16 protein-coding genes are annotated in these 20,654 nt (G+C 66.4%); 7 read left to right on the plus strand and 9 right to left on the minus strand.

Annotation, left to right across the window (positions count from 1 at the left end):
* Positions 1–5: 5 nt before the first annotated feature.
* On the plus strand, positions 6–1,445 hold the full coding sequence (locus IBX18_RS43100) for a type VII secretion-associated protein (protein ID WP_194834105.1): 1,440 nt from the start codon (positions 6–8) through the stop codon (positions 1,443–1,445).
* 90 nt (positions 1,446–1,535) lie between these two features.
* Here IBX18_RS43100 and IBX18_RS14040 read toward each other — a convergent pair whose 3' ends face one another.
* From IBX18_RS14040 to IBX18_RS14075, 8 genes are all read right to left on the minus strand, one after another.
* Positions 1,536–1,838 carry a WXG100 family type VII secretion target gene (locus tag IBX18_RS14040; protein ID WP_194834106.1) on the minus strand — a complete coding sequence of 101 codons (303 nt, stop codon included), beginning with the start codon at positions 1,836–1,838 and terminating at the stop codon, positions 1,536–1,538.
* 40 nt (positions 1,839–1,878) lie between these two features.
* Positions 1,879–2,196, minus strand: a complete 318-nt coding sequence (locus IBX18_RS14045) for a WXG100 family type VII secretion target (protein ID WP_147134931.1) — start codon at positions 2,194–2,196, stop codon at positions 1,879–1,881.
* 390 nt (positions 2,197–2,586) lie between these two features.
* The gene (locus IBX18_RS14050; RefSeq protein WP_194834107.1) at positions 2,587–3,807 is read right to left on the minus strand and encodes a hypothetical protein; all 1,221 of its coding nucleotides are present in this window, start codon (positions 3,805–3,807) and stop codon (positions 2,587–2,589) included.
* A 44-nt stretch (positions 3,808–3,851) separates the two neighbouring features.
* Positions 3,852–4,988 (minus strand): hypothetical protein, encoded by a 1,137-nt coding sequence (locus tag IBX18_RS14055; protein ID WP_194834108.1) that lies wholly within the window; start codon positions 4,986–4,988, stop codon positions 3,852–3,854.
* Positions 4,989–5,193: 205 nt separating this feature from the next.
* Positions 5,194–6,747 (minus strand): serine/threonine-protein kinase, encoded by a 1,554-nt coding sequence (locus IBX18_RS14060; RefSeq protein WP_194834109.1) that lies wholly within the window; start codon positions 6,745–6,747, stop codon positions 5,194–5,196.
* A 76-nt stretch (positions 6,748–6,823) separates the two neighbouring features.
* Entirely contained in the window at positions 6,824–8,044 is a 1,221-nt protein-coding gene (locus IBX18_RS14065; protein WP_194834110.1) for a hypothetical protein, read from the minus strand.
* Complete coding sequence (locus IBX18_RS14070) at positions 8,041–9,234, minus strand: hypothetical protein (RefSeq protein WP_228540933.1); 1,194 nt, start codon at positions 9,232–9,234, stop codon at positions 8,041–8,043. Before IBX18_RS14070 ends, IBX18_RS14065 begins: the two co-directional genes overlap by 4 nt.
* A 106-nt stretch (positions 9,235–9,340) precedes the next feature.
* A complete protein-coding gene (locus tag IBX18_RS14075; protein WP_194834112.1) occupies positions 9,341–10,546 on the minus strand; it encodes a hypothetical protein in 1,206 nt (401 codons plus the stop codon).
* A 146-nt stretch (positions 10,547–10,692) separates the two neighbouring features.
* Here IBX18_RS14075 and IBX18_RS14080 point away from each other — a divergent pair, with 146 nt between their 5' ends.
* Entirely contained in the window at positions 10,693–11,982 is a 1,290-nt protein-coding gene (locus IBX18_RS14080) for an FHA domain-containing protein (protein WP_194834113.1), read from the plus strand.
* A 16-nt stretch (positions 11,983–11,998) separates the two neighbouring features.
* Here IBX18_RS14080 and IBX18_RS14085 read toward each other — a convergent pair whose 3' ends face one another.
* On the minus strand, positions 11,999–13,447 hold the full coding sequence (locus IBX18_RS14085; protein WP_194834114.1) for a metallopeptidase: 1,449 nt from the start codon (positions 13,445–13,447) through the stop codon (positions 11,999–12,001).
* Positions 13,448–13,554: 107 nt separating this feature from the next.
* On the opposite strand from IBX18_RS14085, the gene IBX18_RS14090 reads away from it, so the two are divergent.
* From IBX18_RS14090 to glmM, 5 genes are all read left to right on the plus strand, one after another.
* On the plus strand, positions 13,555–16,071 hold the full coding sequence (locus IBX18_RS14090) for an FHA domain-containing protein (protein WP_194834115.1): 2,517 nt from the start codon (positions 13,555–13,557) through the stop codon (positions 16,069–16,071).
* Between the two features lie 76 nt (positions 16,072–16,147).
* The gene (locus IBX18_RS42060) at positions 16,148–17,929 is read left to right on the plus strand and encodes a hypothetical protein (RefSeq protein ID WP_228540935.1); all 1,782 of its coding nucleotides are present in this window, start codon (positions 16,148–16,150) and stop codon (positions 17,927–17,929) included.
* 158 nt (positions 17,930–18,087) lie between these two features.
* Positions 18,088–18,531: a 50S ribosomal protein L13 gene (gene rplM, locus IBX18_RS14100; protein ID WP_135234871.1), complete on the plus strand. Its 444-nt coding sequence runs from the start codon at positions 18,088–18,090 to the stop codon at positions 18,529–18,531.
* A complete protein-coding gene (rpsI, locus tag IBX18_RS14105) occupies positions 18,528–19,043 on the plus strand; it encodes a 30S ribosomal protein S9 (protein WP_194834116.1) in 516 nt (171 codons plus the stop codon). The genes rplM and rpsI overlap by 4 nt, the downstream gene beginning before the upstream one ends.
* Positions 19,044–19,248: 205 nt before the next feature.
* Positions 19,249–20,625, plus strand: coding sequence for a phosphoglucosamine mutase (gene glmM, locus IBX18_RS14110; protein WP_194834117.1), 1,377 nt, complete (start codon positions 19,249–19,251; stop codon positions 20,623–20,625).
* Positions 20,626–20,654 lie beyond the last annotated feature (29 nt).

Consider the following 20,654-nt stretch of genomic DNA (forward strand, 5'->3'; position numbering starts at 1 on the left):
AGCTGGTGGTCACCGACACGCGCGTCTGGGCGCGCGGCGCGACGACGCACTGGGACGTGGCGCCGTCGATCGTGTTGGGCAGCAACGGGTTCGACCTGGTGGTCGGTGAGTCGCTGACACCGCCGACGCAGGTGAGTTCCGTGGTGCAGTACGTGCCCGCCGAGGCTGTCGCGTTGCTGCCGCGCGTCCCGTCCGTGGTCGACGGTTTGGTCGCGGTGTTCGGTGCCGTGCTGGAGAACCTGCGCGTCAGCGCGCCGTGCGAGCGGATCACGGTGATCTGTCCGACGGAATGGGGTGCGTCTCGGCGTTCCGTGCTCGACCAGGCGGCTCGGCGGTTCACCGCGGACGTGGTGTTCGAGGAGTTGGCGGTGCGGGCCGTCGCGGCGGACGAGGGCACCAGCCACAGTCGTCGGACGCTGGTGCTGGAATTCGGTGCGCTCACCACCACGGCCAGCACGGTCATCCGCAGTCATCAGGGTGTGCACGTCGAATCGTGTGAGCACGCGCCAACTCTCGCGCTCGCCGAGATACTGCCGGAATCGAGCGGCTTCACCACCCTGTGCGCGCTGCTCGACCGGCTGCTCGATGGTCAGCCTGCCGATCTGGCGCAGTCGGTCGGTGTCACCGATGCGGCGAAGCTCGATGTGCTTCGCGCGGCCGTGCAACAGCGGTGTGGACCGGGTGTCGCGCTGCGGGCGCTGACCGGTCCCGATCTGATCCGCGGGCACCAGACCGAACCGATCCAGCAACCGGAGTTGCCGACCGCGTTGCCGCAGACCGAATGGATGCAGCCGTTGCGCGAACGCGCTGCGGCGCAACAGCCTCGGCGCAGCGGGCTCGGTTATGTGGGCGCGGCTGTTGCTGCGATTGTCGTTGTCGGTGCCGCTATCGTCGGTGGGGTTGTGCTGCTGAACGGACCCGATGACGGTCCGACTGCCGCGCCCGGCCCTTCGGTGCCGAGTAGCGAATCGCTGCCGAGCAGTACCGTCGGCCCGCCTAGCAGCACTGTTGCCGTCGGGCCGGAAACCTATGGGCGCATTCGTTTTCAGGTGCCGGATGGTTGGCACATGGCGTCGGCTCCCGACGCTGGCGGTAGGTCTCGGGTCGAACTTTCCCCGGACGATGGCGCCCGGCTACGTGTCACTGTGACGCAAACGCCGGTAGCACCTGGGTCGAGCTATGAACAGGTTGCGGCGCGGCTCGAGACGCAGATGAAGCAACGGCCGGCCGGGGTGATGTCCGAGCTGAAACGCGATGTCGTCTACGGAGGGCGCTCCACTCTTGCTTACACCGAGCGGCCCGGTGACGGTTCTACTGTCCGCTGGCATGTGTTGCTGGAGTATGGAATTCAGGTCAGCATCGGCTGCCAATATGCCGACAATAATTGGCAAGCGCTGTCGACCACGTGTGAGAACTTCGGTAGTTCTGTCCGCGTCATTCCCTGAATTCTGGCGTGGGTAGCACCGCGGCAGTTCACATAATTCGGGCCCCCGGCAAAGTGCTTGCCGGGGGCCCGAATTGGCCGAGACAGGATCTCAGAAAAGGCCTGCGAGGCTGGTGTCGGTGGCCTGCAGATCGGTGTTACCGCTGCTGACAGCCCGACCGGCGGTCTCCAGCGTGGCGTTCAGCTGGGTGACGCTGGTGTTCCACTGCGACTGGAGCTGGGCGAATGCCTCGTTGGCGTCACCCTTCCAGTAGTTGGTCACGAAGTCGGTGACCTGCTTGTGGAAATCCTCGAGCATGGCCGTGATGTTCCGCGCTTCGGCCACGATGGACTGCGCGCCAGCCTCGACCGCGCCGAAGTTGGAGGAAATTGTGCTTGGGTCGTTTGCTACCATCTGGAGCTTCTCCTTGGTATCTGGTGGTTCGGCTGAGCGATCAGGGCAGGTTCAGGCTGGAGGCCTGCTGTGCCACCTGCTGGGCGAACTGCTCGTCCTGAGCCGCGAAGGACTTACCCGCCTTGCTGAGCTTGTCGGCGGTCTGGTCCAGCGTGTCGTTCAGCTTGCGCGCCTGGGCGAAGTAGTTGTCCATCAGCGCATCGAACGCCGCCCGTGCCTGGCCTTGCCAGGTCATGGTCGTGTCGTCCGACTTCTTATCCAGCAGGGTGATCGCCTTCATCAGGTCAGCGTGACGATCCCTGGCGTTTTGTGCGAACTTCTCGATGAGGATCTCGTTCGCTTCGAGCTGTCCTGCCATTTTGGCTCCTTCTCGGTTTCCCGTCTCGGCCAACGGCAGAAGCCCCCAGTTGGCCTGTACATCTGATTGGACGCTCGGTAGGTCTGATCGGTTCCATCCGACTCGAGAAAGTTTGGATCTCCCCCAACGGAGACCAGACTCCAGCATCCTTCGACCTGCCCGCCCGTGCTGGCGGGGCCGCGTATGGGCCGCTCGTCAGGCTACGGACGTGGTCGATATGGCATGTTTGCAGCGCCAGCGCTCGGCTCCCCTCCTTCCCCCTGCTCGCTGATGTTCTGATTGGCGAGTGGGCTGGCTGGTTGTACCTTACCCAACCACTATGGCTCCCGCTACAGCAGATCGTGGGTATAACGGCAAGGAAAGAGCCGGGGTGTGGCCGGAGCCGACGTGCTACTGGCTGTTGGCGAGCAGTGCGTACTGAGCGGCCGCGCGCTGCTGTGTGTCCTGCAGTTGGGTGCTCCAGACATAGCCCACGTAGTTGCGGTACCGAACGGCGCAAACCCAGTCCCTGACGTACCCCTCCGTCGGAAGCTCGGCGCATTTACTGTTCGGAACTCTGGGCGGTGCCTGACTCGTATCCGGTGCGTCGAGAATCTTCGACCAAAGAGCCTGCGCCGAGTCGATATCCCGCGCTCGGATCAGGATGGCTCCGTCCAAGAATCTGCCGATGCCCTTACCGAAGCTTTGGGCGATTCCCCTGGTGTAGCTGTTCGTTGTCGACGAGTAGGCGCTCGAGAAGACGAAACGTTCACCTTGTGCGTAAAGATCTTTCGCCGCAGTGCGGTCTGTCTGCCAATGTAGAAATCCTTGCAGTTTGTATGCCGCGAGACTGCCGACACTGGGTATATCGAGTTTGCCTGGATTGAGGATTCGACGAATGTCACCCTCGGGGTCGAGGTCCAATCGCAGGGCCTGTTCGGCCGACAGGGGCGCGAGGGTGTCGAGCATCGGCAGCTGTGCCGTGTAGACCTTCTCGGCAAGAGCGGTCAGGTCGGCGAGGTCGGGCCTGGCTGTGGAGATAAAGGTATTGACCACATAGTTTCCGTGCGCGACGACCGAACCGATCGTCGGAGTGCCGGGCCGCCAATGGGAATGCGCCCGTGGGTGCTTCGCGAGCTGCACACGCTCGTTCTGGTCCGAAGCCACGGAGAAGTCAGCCTCTTCGAATTCGGCCGCAGCCCGTTCTGCGGACCCTGGGTCAGGAAACTGCATGACCGCCACGGTGGTGAGCGTCGCATCCGGCGGCACGGCCATGTGCGGCTCCGCCCGGAAATCGCTACTACCGGAGGCGAATCCGAACAGCATCTTGTGCCGAGCCGCGATCGACACACCCGGTTCCGCCAGGACGTTCTTGACATCGTCGGGCTTGGCGATTTCCTGCACGCCGGTGCCGTAGCGCAGCTTGGCGTCGATATCGATACCGGTCACCACATGGTTTGCCAGGCGCGAGATCGCCAGTGCTGTTCCGCGGCGCACCGAGTGCGCGTATTCGGAGTAGGTATCCAGCGGCTCCGTAGAGTATTGGCCGACGTCGAGGGAACGGACATCTATCTCACCTGGCTGCGGTGTCCCGGTCATCGGTGCGCCGCACCCGGTGGCGATGAGCAGCACGAGGGCAGCGGACACGTGCCGCATACGTGGGTTGATCATGCGGCTCATTTCGCTTTCGTGAGAATCGCGTACTGCGCCGAGATCCGTTGCTGTACATCGATCAGCTGGCCCGACCGCACCTCTGCGGTATAGCGGTCGTAGGACACCACGCAATGGAATCTGAGGACGAGCGAATTCTTCGCCCGGAACTCACGGCAGCGTGCGTCGGGCAGATTCTTCGGCGGGTCGATCCGGCGATATAGTTTGCTCAATTCACTGTGCCGGTCCCGAATGAGTTGCGCGCCTGCTGAATCCTCGGCCCGGTAGACGTTTCCGGCGGAGTTCGCTATCCAGTCGACCCCGGCTTCCTCGAAGAGCTTCTTATCGCTCAGCGGATCATCGCTCATATGGAGCGCACCGGTGCGGTCGTAGAGGCCGGGAGGATTGCTCCAATCGTCTTCTCTCGGTCGAGTCAATGAACGCCCGAGCATGCCGTCGCGGTCGAGAGGGACATCTGTCAGCTTGTCCGGTGGCGTCGGGCGGAACTCGCGAAGCCGGGTACCCACCGTATCGAAGCTCTTCTCGGTGAGCGCGACCATGGCGGGTAGATCGGTGGTCTCGAGCAGGATCTTGGCTCGATCTCTGATCGTGGTGTAGATGACGTACTGCCCGCTCGCCTGGAACGCGTAAAGCTCCTGAGTCCCCGGTTTCCAGAACGCGAATGCATCCGGACGGTTGCCGATGGCGACGGGTGCGCTCAGTCCCTTCTTCTCGGCGACTGCCTGTGCGAGAGCCGGTGCGGCCAGTGTGGCGGCCTGCTGATCGGAGAACAACAGCACGGTATTCGTGAGTGAAGTGGCGATCAATATATCGCTCTCGGAATATCCGAGGCTGTAGAAGCCCGCTATGAAACCTGGTGTGATCGCCCGGAAAGGATCGGCGGAAAGTTCGAGGGCATAGACGGTTTCGATGAATCCCAGGGTGACGTTGGTGCCGGAGCCGGACTGGACGGTGAATCGCGGGTCGATGTCCATCGGCAACGGGACAAAGCTGGCGAGGCGTTGACCTTCACTCAATCTCGCGCGGTCGAATCCGGGTTTGCCGATCTCGCGCGGTGCGGTCGCATAGCTACCCACATCGAGCTGGCTGACATCAACGACGGGCGGCGGCGGTGAATCCGACCCGCACCCAGCTGTACCCACCGATAGGACGATGAGTCCGGCTGCCAGCGTTCTGAGTGGTCTCCGCATCGTTCCCTCCATCGACCGGCAAAGGAGGGCATCCGACGAACAGCGATCCCCCCGGAATACGTTCGCGCGCTGGTCAAGCCTGCGGCGACGACGTATCGCAGTCGGCAACATAGCACCCGGACCGCATGGTCCGCGACATCGCCGAGGCTGGTCGGACCTACTTGACCCGCTTCTGCAACAGCGGAACCAGCTTGTCGAGCAACACCTTCTCCGAGCCGGCACCCCAATTGCGGAACGCCGCTACAGCTTCGGCATCGTCCAGCGGAATGACCGTGGCCCGAGTACCCGCGACTTGATAGGGCAATCCGCGCAGCCCGCCGCTGCCAGCGTCTTCGTCGGTCCGCACCGCTAGCACGAAGCTGTCCGCGTTGACCTCGAGCGACTCGGCGTTGGGCAGCAAGCGCAACGGCTCATCACCCTGTTTCGGATAGTTCGGGTTGTAGACGAAACCCAAGTCTTCGAGGAACTTCGTCTGCGCCGAACCACCCAGGAAAATCGAAACCTGTTTGCTCCGTGGCACATCAACCACGGTGATGGTCTTGCCGCGGAATGCCGGATTGGTAGCCCGAGCCTGTTCGATCGACGGCAACGAACTCACCGCAACGGTGGAACCGGCCGCCACTGTGCCGGTTGCGGCACTGGTATTGGCGGCGTCGTTCCCGCCCAGCGTCCAGATCCCGATGCCTACGGCCAGGGCGACGACGACGGCACCGACACCTGCTCCGACGAACCACCGTTTACGAGAACTGGGCGGAGCGGTCACCACTGCGTGTGGCGACGAAACCGCTACGCGCGGATCGGTATTCGGTCGCGGATCGAAGACCTGGATGGGATAGGTCGGCGAGGTGTTCGTGGGGGCGGGGTTGTACCCGGGAGTGAGCGCGCTCGCCGCCGCGTCGGTGAATTCGCGGCAGGTGTTGTACCGGCCATTGGGGTCTTTCGCCAGCGCCTTGGCGAAGACGTGGTCGATGGCGGGCGGTAGACCGGGGTCGACGGCGGTGGCCAGCGGTGGTGGCTCGTGCAGGTGACCCATCATGACCAGCGCGGGTTGCGTTGCCGGGTAAGGATTTCGGCCGGTGAGCAGCTTGAAGAAGGCGCAGGCGAGGCTGTAGATATCGGCGCGATGGTCCAGGCGTCCGCCGACCAGCTGTTCGGGTGGGGCGTAGGCAATGGTGGCGACGAAGCTGCCGGTCTGGGTGAGTTCGGTGGTGTCGTCGTTGGATTTGGCGACGCCGAAATCGGTGAGCAGGACGCGTTCTTCGTCGCCCTCGCTGGAGGAGAGCAGGAAGTTGGCGGGCTTGACGTCGCGGTGCAGCAAGCCTTTTCGGTGCGCGTAGTCGAGACCTTTGCCCACCTCGGTGGTAATGCGTAGTGCGCGTAGCGGATTCATCGAATGCCGGTCGCGGGTCAGCTCCGCGGAGGCGTCGGTGCCGTCGACGTACTGCATGGCGATCCACAGCCGGCCGTCTTCTTCGCCACGGTTGTAGACCGACACGATGTTCGGATGGTCGAGTCCGGCGGCGAGATTGGCTTCGCGCTCGAAGCGGGTGCGGAACTCGTGGTCGTTGCTGAGTTCGCCGCTGAGCACCTTCAGCGCGTCCATTCGCGGCAGGCTGGGATGTTTGGCCAGGTAAACGGTGCCCATGCCGCCCGCACCGAGCACGCCCTGGACGCGGTACCCGCCCACGATGGTGCCGGGGCTTATCGCCATGATCCACAATCTCCTGAGTCGGTGCTCCCCACGCGGCAGCATACTGGACCGCTCGGGATGGGATGGCCGCGTCGCATTACCGGCTGTTGGCGAAGATTGCGTACTGCGCGGCGGCGCGTTGGTGGACGTCGAGCAACTGGTTACCGGTCACGAATCCCGCGTATTGGCGGTAAGCGACGACGCAGGTGAATCGCTTCATCTCGAAGTTGAAGGCTTCCTGTCTGTGCTCGACACAGGCCGAATCCGGCACATTCGGTGGTGCGGCGGCATCCTGTGCGACGGGAGCGGGGGTAAGCCTTTCGGCGACAATCTTCTTCGCCGCCGCCGCGTCGGGGGTGCGGGCCACGATTGTTCCGTCGGATACGGCGAAGCGGTCGGCGTTCATCGCGCTGAAGCGCTGTTTCGCGACGCTCAAATCATCGGCGTACTGGACGATGCCGCGCAAATTGTAGAGCGCTTGCGTGCCGATAGCCGGTCGTTCGAATTTGCTCGGATTCAATGCGCGGCTCAGCAGATGATCCGGGTCCCACGGCAGCTGATAGGTCTCTTCTTCGGTGAGCGGCTTCAGCTGGTCCAGCACCGGAAGCTGGACGTCGTAGGTCTTTTCGGCGAGCGCCGTCAGTGCGGGCAGGTCCGGGCCGTTGGAAGAGACGAGCAGTGCGACGACATAAGGGCCGTGGGCCAGGGCGCTGCGCAGGAACGGCGCATCCGGACGCCACTGTGCCCGGGCGGCCGGATACTTCGGCAGTGGTACCCGCTGGTTGTCCCGGTTGGCGGCGAAGTCGGCGTCATGGAACTCGGATGCTGCCGCCGTTGCCCGCTCGACGTCGGGAAACTGCATGACCATCGTCGAAATCGTCGTGGTGTTCTGCCGGGTCTTGGCCGGCCACCCGGACGGAATGATCGACGTCTTCTGATCGAAACCGGTTGTCCGGAAGCCGAACAGCAGTTTGTGCCGCGCGGCGATCGGTTTCAGGTCGGGTTCGATACCGAGTTCGGACGGTAGCGAGCCGCGGGTGATCTCGAACGGCAGCTGGCCGTATTTCAGTTTCGGGTCTATTTCGTAGGCGGGCACCACGTAGTCCGACAACCGCATCGCCGCGATGTGCGGCATGGTGATGAAATCCGGTTGGTAATCGTCGTCGTGCGCATTGAGCGGCTCGGTCGGGTAGGACCCGGTATCGAGTGTGCGAATGTCGATCTCGGCGGGTTCGACGGTCCCGGGCATGGTGGATCCGCAGGCCGTGAGGCCCGCCGCGAGCAAGGCGGCGAAGGGGATCAGGAACGCGCGCCTCATCGGGCATTCACCAGCACTGTATATTCGGCGGCGATCCGCTGTTGAGCGTCCAATAACTGGTGCGACGCGGAGAACGCCGCGTAGCGGTCGTAGGACACCGAGCAGTAGAAGCGGATCGCCAGGTTGCCGCGCCCGATGTACTCCTTGCATTCGGCGACGGGCAGGTTGGCGGGGGAGTCGGCCGTCTTGAATCGCTTCGTGAGTCCGCCGAGGTCTTGCTGCAAGGTCGTGGCCGCGGCGGCATCACGGGCCCGATAGAGGTCGATCCCATTCGCCGCGAAACGGTCGACGCCCGCTTTCTCGATGTCACGCAGCACCTCGGCCGCGTTATTGGCGAAATGGATGGCGGTGCGGCCGTGGTAAGCACCGGGCGGATTGAGCCACGAGTCTTCCCTGGGGCGTGCGATGGTGCGGTTCAGCATGCCGTCCAGGTCGATCTGCAGGTTCATCAGCTGGTCGGGCGGTGTCGGCGTGAACTCGGTGATGGACGGAACCACGGCGTCGAGGCTCTTCTCCACCAGCGCGATCAGGGCGGGTAGGTCGACCTTCTCGATATAGATCTTCAGATAGTCGTAAACCCACGTGTAGACGACGAATTTGCCGGTGGCATACCAGGATCCGATCGACTGCTGGTTCGGTTGCCAATGGGCGTGTGCCGCCGGGTATTTCGGGATCGGCACGGCAGTGTTGCGCTCGCCTGCCTCGTAATCGACCCGCTCCAGCGCCGCGGCCGCGTCCTTGGCCTTCTGTTCGTCGGGGAAGACCATGACCGCGTTCATCAGATCAATGCCTCGGTTCTCGGCCTCGGTACGGCCGAAGCTCTGAAACCCTGCGACGAAATCCGGCGCGGCCTCGGCGAACCGGTCCACCGCCATCACCTTGCCGAGGGCGGCTTCCGGATCGACGAACACCGTGGCCATGAACGGATTGCCGTGCACGAAGCGGGGATCGATGTCCAGGGCCGCGGGGACGAAATTGCCGAGCCGTTCCGCTTCGATAATTCGAGCCTGGTCGAGACTTTTCACGGTGCCTAATTGACGCGGCTTCGTCTCGTAATTTCCCACATCGAGCCTGCTGAGATCGATGGCCGGCGGCGGGTTGTTCGCACGCTGCTCGTCGGACCCGCAGCCACCGCTGACGACCACCAGTGCTGCCGTCGCGACCAGGGCATACGTCGTTCGGCGCGGCATCGTCTTCGCGTGCGGCTGCAAGGTCCCTCCCCTGACGACTGTGGTTCCCGCGGAATCCTACGTCACCGCGTGCCGCAGCACCTGACCATAATGTTGCTGCACCGCCTCACAGACTGTTCGCCAGCAGCGCGTATTCGGCCGCCACCTTCTGCCGGACATCCGGTTCTTTGTCGCTGGTGACGACACCCACATAACGTTTGTACGAGACGTAGCACCGGAACTTGTATTCGCGTTCCGGATTGCCTTTGCTGTTGAGCTGCAGGCATTTCGCGCCGGGCACGTCCTTCGGTGCCCCCAGCGTGTCGTAGTGTGCGCCTTCGCTTTCCATCAATCCGGCGGCCAGTTCCTGGGCGGCGGCGCTATCTCTGGTACGCGCGATGTAGCTGTCGTCGGCGATGGCCTGACGGTCCACCCCCGCCTCTTGGATCAGGCGCAGGTGTGCGGATTCGTCGTCGGCGCGGTGCACCATGTGGTGCGGGCCGAAAATGGCGAAGGTGGCGGTGTCGGGGGTGCGGTTCTTGCGGTCGCTGACGGCGACGCGGGCGAGCAGCCCCTCGGGGTCGACCGGCAGATCCTTGATCTTCTCCTGCGGCGTGGCCTGGAACTTGTCCAGCTGAGCCACCTCGGCGGCGAGGGATTTGTCGACCCACTCCACCAGATCGGTGCTGTCGGGGCGCGGGCGCTGGATGAACAAGGAGATGACGAATTCCTTGTGGGCCATGAAGGTGCCGACGGTGGGAACGCCGGGGCGCCAATGGATGTAGGCGTCCGGGTAGGCGGTGGAGGGCAGTTTGCGGTTCTCCGGTGAGATCGCGATGTCGACGTCCTCGAGCTCGCGGGCGGCGAGTTTCGCGGTCGCCTGGTCCGGAAAGCGGAACAACGCGATGGTGACCGCGGTGGCCTCGGGGGCCGGATTGGTCTGCCCCTCGGGGTCGGGGCGATCGGCGCCGCTGGCGGCGTAGCCGGTGATCAGCTTGCGGTCGTCGAAGACCGGCTTGGAGGGCTTGGCGACGAAATCGAGCGCCTGCTCGGCGTCGGCGACCACGGCGCTGCCCCGGCCGACCTTCAGCGACGGATCGATCTGCACGGTCGGGATCACCGCGTCGGACATTCGCATGCCCTCGACCAGCGCGGCTTTGTCGCCCGCGTCCTGGTCGTACCGGTGGCGGTCGACCGCGTAGGTACCGACTTCCAGCTGGCGTACGTCGATCTCACCTGCGGTGGCGGTGCCTGGCACACCGCCGCATCCGGTCAGCAGACCAGCCACTGTGAGACACGATGCGACCAGCGCGATACGTGATGTGCGAACCATGACCGGCCCCTCGTTTCCTCCACGTGCTGCCACTGAAGTTACCGGACGGACGCCGGACAGGGGGCCCGATAGTTGTGGGATTGCAATACCCTGGGTCGTGTGCAAAAGACCCCGCAGCGCCCGCTTCGCCGAGGCCGATTCCTTTGATGGACCGGCAGGTCGAGGTCGTTGTCGGTAGTCACGCGGTGGCGCGCGTCGCGGGGTCGGTGGTGGTGGTCGCGCATCGCGGACAGGGCAGGCCGACCCAGGATTCGCCGGCCGCGCTAGCCCTGGAATCGCTGGCCGAATTGGTTCGTACGGCCACCGAGCACGAGCCGAACGGACCGGGGGCCTTGGTGGCGCGGGAGGCCACACGCTGGTTGATGAAGCATGCCGAGCAGATCAGCCCGGGGGAGCCGATCGATTTCGGGATTCTATCCACCGCCGAAAACGGTGGAGTGGCGATCTTCCTGCACGGTGCGGTGACGGCGGTGCTGGCCGGGGCCGGCGCGGTCGAGCGGTACCGGGGCAGTGACGCGGCGTTCACCGTCGATCGGGTGGCCGGCGTGCCTGCCCGGGCCGTCGCGCTGTTCGTCGACGACGCGAAGGGGCGCATCCCCGAGTTGCCCGCGGAGCGCGGCATCGGCTGGCTGGTCGAGGGCATCGCGCAGGCGGGTGGCGCGATCATCTGGTCCGACGGAGCGCGGGCCCGGTCCGGTGCAGTACGCGAAGGAGCGCACCGGCGCGACGAGGAGGCGCCGCTGCCGACCGCGCGCATCGACCACGAACCGCCACCGGAGCAGCAGCGAGAAGCGGAGCCGCCCACCGGAAGTCAGGCGGCGACCGCCGCGCACCGGACCGGCGGCGCACCGGAAGCGCAGCACGCGCCGACCCAGCTGCGCGGCACCACGCCGGCCCCGCCGCCCGACCCGGACCTGCAGCGTCGATTGGAAGCGACCGCGAAGTCCACCGCGCTCACCGTCAAGGTGATGGGGTTCAAGTGCGCCAGAGCACATCCCAGCGATCCACGCGCGGCGTTCTGCACGGTGTGCGGCATGCCGGTGGACCAGACGCAGCCGCTGATCGAGGTGGTCCGGCCGCCGCTCGGCATGTTGATCCTCGACGACGGCATCACCTTCGTGCTCGCCGCGGATGCGGTAATCGGCCGCGACCCAGAGCATTCCGATGCCGCGCAACGCGGCCTGGTCCCGTGGCGGGTGGAGGATTCCTCGGGCGGCATGTCCCGCGCGCACGCCGAGATCCACCTCATGAATTGGGATGTGACCGTGGTGGATCGCGGCTCGACCAACGGCACCCGCACTCGCCTGCCCGGCTACCGCGACTGGATTCGCCTGGCCCCCAACCAATCCATGGTGCTGGTCCCGGGCGCCGAGGTCATGCTCGGCAATCGGGTGCTGCGGTTCGAGCCGATGGCCCCGCCACCGTTCGGCGGATGACGCGCCGATCTTCAGGTCAGGAATACCTTGACATGCAGGTCTTTTCGCCGTTGATCACACCGGCGCGGAAGGCATCCACCCGGGCGAAACCGCTGCGCACGGTATTGCCCTCGGTGTCACTGGCCGCCAGTCCGTCGGTGAGCAGGCCGGAGACGGCTTCGTCGAGATCGCCTGCGGCCAAGCTGATGTCGCCTTGGCCGGACGTTCGGCCCGGCTGGGCGAGCTTGCCGGTGATCACGCCGGACAGGCAGGCCGCGCGCAGGCCGGTCTTGGCGCCGACGAGCTGCAGGCCCTGGTTCTGCTGCACCGCAAGGGTGTAGCGGGAGATGAAGACGATGTAGCCGTTGTAGTCGCCGGTCACCTTGAGCGGCAGCGGGTCGTCCACATCCCAGTTGGAGGTGCCGCGCTGGGCGAGGGCGGGGATGTCGGTGCCGATGGTGTTCTTCTCGGGGCAGTAGCTGACCGGTTCGGTGGGCACCCCGTTGCGGCAGGTGATCTTGGCGCCGGAGTAGTCATAGGTCGGTGACGGCTTGGTCGGCAGCAGCGCGGCGAGGGCCTTGCTGAGCTCGATCAGGGTTTCCTTGTTGATCTCGTATTCGCCGCGGCCGGTGTCGTCCTTGAAGTCCTTCGGCAGATTGCCCCGCCGCTGAGTGATCTCGTCCATGTCGATGCGCTTGCAGCCCTTCGGGCCGTCGGTGAAACCGACCTGCACAGCGGTGACGCGCTCGAAGGCCGAGCCGTGCACGCTCTCCGGATCGTCGGGGTCGGAGTCGCGGATGGCCACGGTGGCGGCGAGCACCGAGTTGAGACCGTCGGAGGTATTGATGGTGAAGTGCTTGGACTTGCCCTCCGCGACCGAGCGCATGAACGCACCGGCGAAGCAGTCCGCCTGCTGCTCCTTGACGATCACCGGATCCTTGGCGCCGACCAGCTTGGCCATCGTCTGCACCGCGTGCCCGTACTCGTGCGCGAGCACCATGACCACGGCCATCTTGCCGAAGGTCTCCGTCATGGCGGGCAGCAGCACCGAGCGGTCCCAGCCGATGGAGTTGTCCAAGCGGCAGTACGCGGCGTTCACCAGATGAAAGGTGGTCTCCTTGCAGAACTCGACGGAATCACTGCGCGGCGCCTTCGCGCTCCAGGAGATGAGCTTCTCGACCGGCTGGAAATCGGCGTTCTGGAACTCCTTGCCGAACTCGCTGCGCCAGTAGGTCTGGATGTCCTCGACTGCGTTGAGGGCCAAGGTGTCCTCGGCGCTACCGTCCCCGTTGGTCGCCTTCAGCGTGCTGTCCTCGACACCGTCCCGGGGGCCGCTGGGACCGCTGGTGGTTGGCAGTCCTGCCACTTTGAACGGGTCGTCGTAGATCGAGACGGCGCGGCCATCGATGAGCCGGGTACAGCCCGCGACCAGCAGCACGACGATCAGCGCGGCGGTAATGGTCGCCGTCGCACGGACTTTCGGCAAGGATCCCCCTAATCGGCCGGTATCGCGTTCACATCGGTCGCCGGATCGGGGTATGAGGCGCGTCGGGGGCACCGCCGATGTCCGGGTGATGGAATAGTATCCGCTGCATGTCTTCACCGGGGGCGCAGACCATCACCGTGCGCCATGATGGAAACGAACGAGTCTTCGATTCGAGCCAGCAGGTCACCATGGGTCGTGCGCCGGAGGTGACGCTGTTCGTCGACAGCCCGCTCGTTTCGCGGGTGCACGCGACGCTCGCATGGCAGGGTAGCGCCTGGGTGTTGTCGGACAATGGAAGTACCAATGGCGTGTTCGTCGACGCGCGCCGGCTGACCCAGGCGGTCTCGATCGATCGGCCGACGCAGGTGCGGCTCGGCGACGCGATCAGTGGACCGCTGCTACATCTGCTACCCGCTAATCCGCAACCCCCGCAGCGCCCTTCGGTGCGGCCGCCGCAGTCGGGTCAGCAGCCGATACCCGGCCAGCCGATACCCGGTCAGCTGATGCCGGGTCAGCCGATGTCGGGCCAGCGGCCCGCCCAGCAGTTCCAGCGGCCGGCTTATCAACCGCCGCAGGATGCGCCGCCGCAGGTCAATATCAATATGACGACCCGGGCCGACACCTCGAACATGCCGCCGGTGCGCGCGCGGGCGTCGACCGCGGCGGTCGCCAGGGCGGATCGGCTGCCGGCCGGGGGACTGTCGATCGGCCGCACCACCGACAACCAGATCGTCGTCAACGATCCGCTGGCCTCGCGCAAGCACGCGCGTCTCGTCGCGGCCGCCGACGGGCTGACCATCGAGGACCTCGGCTCCGCCAACGGCACCTTCGTCAACGGCCACCGGCAACAGCGGGCGGTGCTGCGCGAGCGCGACATCATCACCATCGGCAATATCGACTTCGTCGTCCAGCAGGGCACGCTGGTCCTGCGGCAGAAGCCGGTGGCCGAGCAGGGGCTCGCGGTGCACGGGGTCGGATTCACCGTCGAGGGCAACAAGCAGCTGCTGGTCGACGTCAATATGCAGGCCAGCCGGGGCACGCTGACCGCGCTGATCGGTCCGTCCGGCGCGGGCAAGTCGACGCTGTCCAGGTTGATCGCGGGCACCACGCAGCCCTCCGGCGGTGTGGTCACCTTCGAGGGCCGCAACCTGCACGCCGAATACGAGGCCTTGCGCTCCCGGATCGGCATGGTGCCGCAGGACGATGTGCTGCACCGTCAGCTCACCGTGCGCCAGGCGCTCGGCTACGCGGCCGAGCTGCGGCTGCCGCCGGACAACAGCCGGGCCGACCGGCAGCAGGTGATCGACGGTGTGCTGAAAGAACTTTCGCTCACCGAGCACGCCGATACCAGGGTGGACCGGCTCTCCGGCGGCCAGCGCAAGCGCGCGTCGGTCGCGCTGGAACTGCTCACCGGACCGTCGCTGCTGATCCTGGACGAGCCGACCTCGGGCCTGGATCCGGCGCTGGATCGGCAGGTGATGGTGATGCTGCGCGAGCTCGCCGACGCGGGCCGCGTGGTGATCGTGGTGACGCACTCCATCGCGCACCTGGACATGTGCGACCAGGTGCTGCTGCTCGCGCCGGGCGGCAAGACCGCCTACTGCGGCAACCCGGCAGGCGTCGGTGCCGCGCTCGGCACCACCGACTGGGCGGAGATCTTCGCCAACGTGGCCGCCAATCCGGATCAGGCGTTCGCCGCGTATCGATCCAGGCAGGCGTTCGCGCCACCGCCACCCCCGCCGCCGCAGCAATACGGGTCCGCGGGCTCGCCGCCGCAATCCAGTGGCGGCAAACAGTTCTCGACGCTGTGCCGCAGGCAGATCCGGCTGATCCTGGCCGACCGCGGCTATCTGTCGTTCCTGGTGATCCTGCCGTTCATCCTCGGCGCGCTCTCGCTGGTGGTGCCGGGCAAGGACGGTTTCCAGCGCGGGGCGTTGAAGGCGTTGCCGGACGGCACCTTCGTGCCGACCGGCGGCGGCGAGACCCAGCAGCTGCTGGTGGTGCTCATTCTCGGCGCCTGCTTCATGGGGTCCACGCTCACCGTGCGTGACCTGGTCGGCGAGCGCACCATCTTCCAGCGGGAACGCGCGGTCGGGTTGCTGCCGTCGGCGTACCTGTCGGCGAAGATCGCGGTGTTCAGTATCACCGCGCTGCTGCAGTCGGCGGTGCTGGTCGGCATCGTGCTCGCGGGCAAGAAGCGGCCGGGCGAGGGTGCGGTGCTGGCCTCCGGCAGCGCCGAGCTGTACATCGACATCGCGTTGACCGCGGTGTGCTGTGTCGTTGTCGGCCTGCTGCTTTCGTCGCTGGCGAAGTCGAACGAGCAGGTGATGCCGCTGCTGGTGGTCGCCATCATGGTGCAGCTGGTGATGGCGGGCGGGTTGATTCCAGTCACCGGTCGCGTCGTGCTCGAGCAGGTGTCCTGGCTGTTCCCGGCGCGCTGGGGGTATGCGGCCGGAGCGTCGACGGTGAACATTCGCGAGGTGTTCCTCAACGCACAGCCCGACACTCTGTGGCAGCACACGGCGAGCATCTGGGCGTTGGACGTCGGTGTGCTGTTGCTGATCACCCTGGTGCTCGCCGTCATCACCTGGCGACGGCTGCGACTGAAGTCCTCGGCCGCGTGATGGGCGATCGATTTTGCGGCCCCGACCGGGGGCTCCGGACAACAGCAAGCATCTCGGCCACACACCAGGCACACTTATGCCTGTGACGGTGCGAGTAGGGGCGGTACATCTCGGCTGGGATGTGGTGTCCGTGGCCGCGGGTGGTGGTGGCACACCGATCCGCCCGGTTCAGGTGGAGGGCATGTGGACACCGCCGGCATATCTGCTGGCGGATTCGTCGGGACGGTTGCACACCGCCGGCGTGGACCGGCAGCGCCCGGACCTCGGCATGGCCATCGCCGACGTGCGCGACATCCTCGGCCACCCGCAGATCGTGGTGGCCGGCGCGACCTGGCCCGCGGAGCTGGTGTTCCGGGCCAGGATGTACAACCCGCTCGCCGCCATCGGCAAGCATCTGCGCGGCAAGCCGGACCTGGTGGCGCTGCCGTACCCGGACGGCTGGCCGGACGAGAAGGTCGAGGTGTACGCCGCGCTGGTGGAGCAGCTCGATGTGACCGTCGAGCCGCTGCCGGAGAGCATCGCGCTGTCGGGGTATGTGCGCGCGCTCGGACTGGTGCACCCGCCGGATCAGGCCAGGCCGCACGGCATCGGCGCGACGGGCGTGTACTCCGACGGCCGGACGATGCTGGTGGTCGCGGTGCACGGCGACGACGAACAGCCGACCGAGTCGGTCGACGTGCCGGTGACCGTGGAGTCCATGCGCGACGCCAGGTCCGCGGACAACGTGGTGATCGAGGTGATGGCCGCGGCCCGCTCGATCGGCGCGGACACCTCGACGGTGCTGCTGTCGGGCAACGTGTGTTTCAACGACGCGCTGCGGTTGGCGTTCCAGAATCACCTCGGCCATCGGCTGCAGGTCGCCGATCATCCGATGCACGCCCTTGTGCTGGGTGCCGCCCACCTGTTGGTGACCGATACCGAATCGGAAGAGCCGGAGCCGGTGGGCAGGCACGCCGAACCGGCGCAGCCGCGGGTGGACCCCACCCAGTTCCAGGATCCTGGCCCGCAGTTCCGCGATCCGGCCGGGCACTACCGGGCCGAATCCGCGCCGCAGCAGGCCGCGCCAGGACAGCGTCAGGCCGGTGCCGCGCATCGGCAGGCCGAATCGGCACAGCGCCAAGCGGAGTCGTCGCAGCGCCGAACGGACCTCCCGCAACCCCACATGGATTCGTCCCCGCCACGAACGGTGCCGCCCGTGCAGTACGGGCCCGGCTACCCGACGACCGGCGAGGATCCGACTACGCGGATCAGCCGCGACGAGGTGCCGCGCGGGCTTCCGCCGAACCTCGCCGAGCTGGGCGGCCGCTTCACCCGGCCGCCGGGGCAGTACCCCGAGAACCAGCCCGCTCGGCCCGCCGCTCCGGGTAGCCAGGGTGGGCCGCCACCCGGCCAGCGCTCGTATCAGGCGCCGCAGTCCGATGCCGCGCCGGAACGGCCCAGTCCGTGGCAGGAGCCCGAATCCGACGACGACGAGGGCCGGCCCCGCAAGGGCAAGCTCTGGAACAAGATGAAGGACAACCTGTTCGGGGCGCACACGGTGGTCGGCGCGGTGGCGCTGGCCGTGGTCGCGCTGCCGGGCGGCGGTGAGCGCGTCGAGCTGACCGCGGCCGAGGTGACCCTGACGGCGGCACCGGGGCCGCTGGCGGCGGCCGACCCGATCGCCTGTCCGTTGACGCCGTACGTGACCAACGAGGTCCGGCCGGGCATCTCGTCCGCTCGCGGGCATGCGGCGGGTGGCCGGCGCAGCGATCGGGGTGTCGTGGATCAGGACTGTGAGCAGCCGGGCATCGACACGTTGCGCTACCTGCTGCCCGGTCCGCGGCGGGCCATCGATCCCGGTCCGCCGATCCAGATCTGACGCGATTTAGAGCGTCCGATCCGGGCTGGTATTGTGGCTCGTTGGCGTATGGATGGCCGGGCAACCGGCTGTGCAATCGAAACCCGGGTCTCCACCGGCCGCCGGGAGCTTCGACCACATGCCTGGCCGGCAACACCGACTACAGACAGGGAAGCACTGTGCCTACGTACAGCCCCAAGGCGGGTGACGTGACCCGTCAGTGGTACGTCATCGACGCCACTGACGTAGTGCTCGGCCGTCTCGCCGTGCAGGCAGCGAATCTGCTGCGTGGCAAGACGAAGCCGACCTACGCACCGAACTTCGACGGTGGCGATTTCGTCATCATCATCAACGCCGAGAAGGTTGCCATCAGCGGCAACAAGAAGGCGGACAAGCTGATCCACCACCACAGCGGGCACCCGGGCGGCCTCAAGTCGCGCACTGTCGGTCAGGTGTTGGAGAGCCGTCCGGATCGGCTCGTGGAGAAGGCCGTCAAGGGCATGATCCCGAAGAACAAGCTCGGCAACGCGATCGCGGGCAAGCTGAAGGTCTACGCAGGCCCGAACCACCCGCACGCCGCCCAGCAGCCCATTCCGTTCGAGATCAAGCAGGTGGCCCAGTGACCGCTCCTGAGGAGTTCAACGAGGAAGCCGTTGTCGAGGACTTCGACGCCGTTGAGGTTGTCGAGGACGGCGAAGGCTACGAAGAGGCCGAGGTCGCTGCGGAGACCTTCGCCCCGGTCGTGATCGACCGCCCGGTGCAGACCGTCGGCCGCCGTAAGGAAGCCGTCGTCCGCGTGCGCATGGTGCCGGGCTCCGGCAACTTCGTGCTCAACGGCCGCACCATCGAGGATTACTTCCCGAACAAGGTGCACCAGCAGCTGGTCAAGTCGCCGCTGGTGACCGTCGAGCGGGCCGAGAACTTCGACATCATCGCCCTGCTGCACGGCGGCGGTCCGTCGGGGCAGGCCGGCGCCCTGCGTCTGGCCATCGCCCGCGCGCTGATCGAGGTCACCCCGGACGACCGTCCCGCCCTGAAGCGGGCCGGCTTCCTGACTCGTGACCCCCGTGCCGTCGAGCGTAAGAAGTACGGTCTGAAGAAGGCGCGTAAGGCGCCGCAGTACTCGAAGCGCTGATTTCGGCCTCGTCGACCACCGTCATCCGGCACCCTGGAGGTGCCGGGGGCGGTGTGGTCGGCGGGCAAGCTGTACGAGAGCAGGCGCCAGCACGGCTGGTCGCCTGCTCTCGTGCTGTATCAACCCGCGGCGTTCTCGGGGCCCTTCGTGGCAACAGGCTGTGGCCTTCGGGCACGCCGCGGATCCACCGATGAGGGGCTGAGGTATGGGACGTTTGTTCGGCACCGACGGAATCCGTGGGTTGGCCAACGAGTCGTTGAGTCCGGAACTGGCGCTGCGCGTTTCAGGTGCGGCCGCCCAGATTTTGAGCAGTGGCAAGAAGCGTCCCCTCGCGGTGGTCGGCCGCGACCCGCGAGCCAGCGGTGAGATGCTCGAGGCCGCGGTGACCGCGGGGCTCACCGCCGCCGGGGTGAACGTGCTGCAGGTCGGCGTGCTGCCGACGCCCGCCGTCGCCTACCTCACCGGCCTCTACGACGCGTGCTTCGGCGTGATGATCTCCGCCTCGCACAATCCCATGCCGGACAACGGCATCAAGATCTTCGCCGCAGGCGGGCACAAGCTCGACGACGCCATCGAGGACCGCATCGAGGCGCTGCTCGCCGAGGACACCCCGCTGCGACCGACCGGGCGCGGCATCGGGCGGGTGGTCAACGCGTCCGGCGCGCGCGACCACGGCGTGGCCATTCCGGAGCAGTACAGCGTCGCGAGCACGCACGAGCGGTACGTCGAGCATCTGGTCGAGGCGACCGCGCAGGATCTGTCCGGGCTGACCGTGGTGGTCGACTGCGCGCACGGCGCGGCCGCCGAGGTCGGGCCCGCCGCCTTCCGCGAGGCGGGCGCGACGGTGATCGCGATCAATGCCGAGCCGGACGGCCTCAACATCAACGATGGTTGCGGCTCAACGCATTTGCACACGGTGCGGCAGGCGGTGCGCGAGCACAACGCCGACCTGGGCTTGGCCCTCGACGGTGACGCGGACCGGTGCCTCGCGGCCGATGCCGACGGCAACGTCGTCGACGGCGACGTCATCCTGGCGATCCTCGCCCTCGATATGCACGAGGCCGGCGAGCTGGCGAAGAACACCCTGGTCGGCACCGTGATGAGCAACCTCGGTCTGCACATCGCGATGCGCGAGGCCGGAATCACCTTGCTCACCACCGCCGTTGGCGACCGCTACGTGCTGGAGGAACTGCGCCGCGGTGGCTTCACGCTGGGCGGGGAACAGTCCGGGCACGTGATCTTCCCGAAGTTCGGCACCACCGGCGACGGCGTACTCACCGGCCTCAAGCTGATGGCGCGGATGGCCCGTACCCGGCGCAGCCTCGCCGAGCTGGCCACCGTATTGCAGACGGTGCCACAGGTATTGGTGAACGTGCCGGTCAGCGATAAAGCCGTGGTCGCGGCGGCGCCCGAAATCCGGGACGCGGTACAGGAAGCCGAACGCATCCTCGGTGACTCCGGCCGAGTGCTGCTGCGCCCCAGCGGAACCGAGCAGTTGGTCCGGGTGATGGTGGAGGCCACCGATCCCGCGCAGGCCAGGCAACTCGCCGACGATCTCGCCAAGCGCGTCGCCTCGGTCTGAGCCACGCCGGTCGGCGGCACATCGCGGTG

It is taken from the genome of Nocardia sp. XZ_19_369 (assembly GCF_015355715.1).
GTDB lineage: Bacteria > Actinomycetota > Actinomycetes > Mycobacteriales > Mycobacteriaceae > Nocardia.

Coding starts and splice junctions, on each gene's coding strand:
- IBX18_RS14040 (WP_194834106.1), bottom strand. CDS start 1,838: ATGGTAGCAAACGACCCAAGCACAATTTCCTCCAACTTCGGCGCGGTC.
- IBX18_RS14045 (WP_147134931.1), bottom strand. CDS start 2,196: ATGGCAGGACAGCTCGAAGCGAACGAGATCCTCATCGAGAAGTTCGCA.
- IBX18_RS14060 (WP_194834109.1), bottom strand. CDS start 6,747: ATGGCGATAAGCCCCGGCACCATCGTGGGCGGGTACCGCGTCCAGGGC.
- IBX18_RS14065 (WP_194834110.1), bottom strand. CDS start 8,044: ATGAGGCGCGCGTTCCTGATCCCCTTCGCCGCCTTGCTCGCGGCGGGC.
- IBX18_RS14070 (WP_228540933.1), bottom strand. CDS start 9,234: ATGCCGCGCCGAACGACGTATGCCCTGGTCGCGACGGCAGCACTGGTG.
- IBX18_RS14075 (WP_194834112.1), bottom strand. CDS start 10,546: ATGGTTCGCACATCACGTATCGCGCTGGTCGCATCGTGTCTCACAGTG.
- IBX18_RS14080 (WP_194834113.1), top strand. CDS start 10,693: ATGGACCGGCAGGTCGAGGTCGTTGTCGGTAGTCACGCGGTGGCGCGC.
- IBX18_RS14090 (WP_194834115.1), top strand. CDS start 13,555: ATGTCTTCACCGGGGGCGCAGACCATCACCGTGCGCCATGATGGAAAC.
- IBX18_RS42060 (WP_228540935.1), top strand. CDS start 16,148: ATGCCTGTGACGGTGCGAGTAGGGGCGGTACATCTCGGCTGGGATGTG.
- glmM (WP_194834117.1), top strand. CDS start 19,249: ATGGGACGTTTGTTCGGCACCGACGGAATCCGTGGGTTGGCCAACGAG.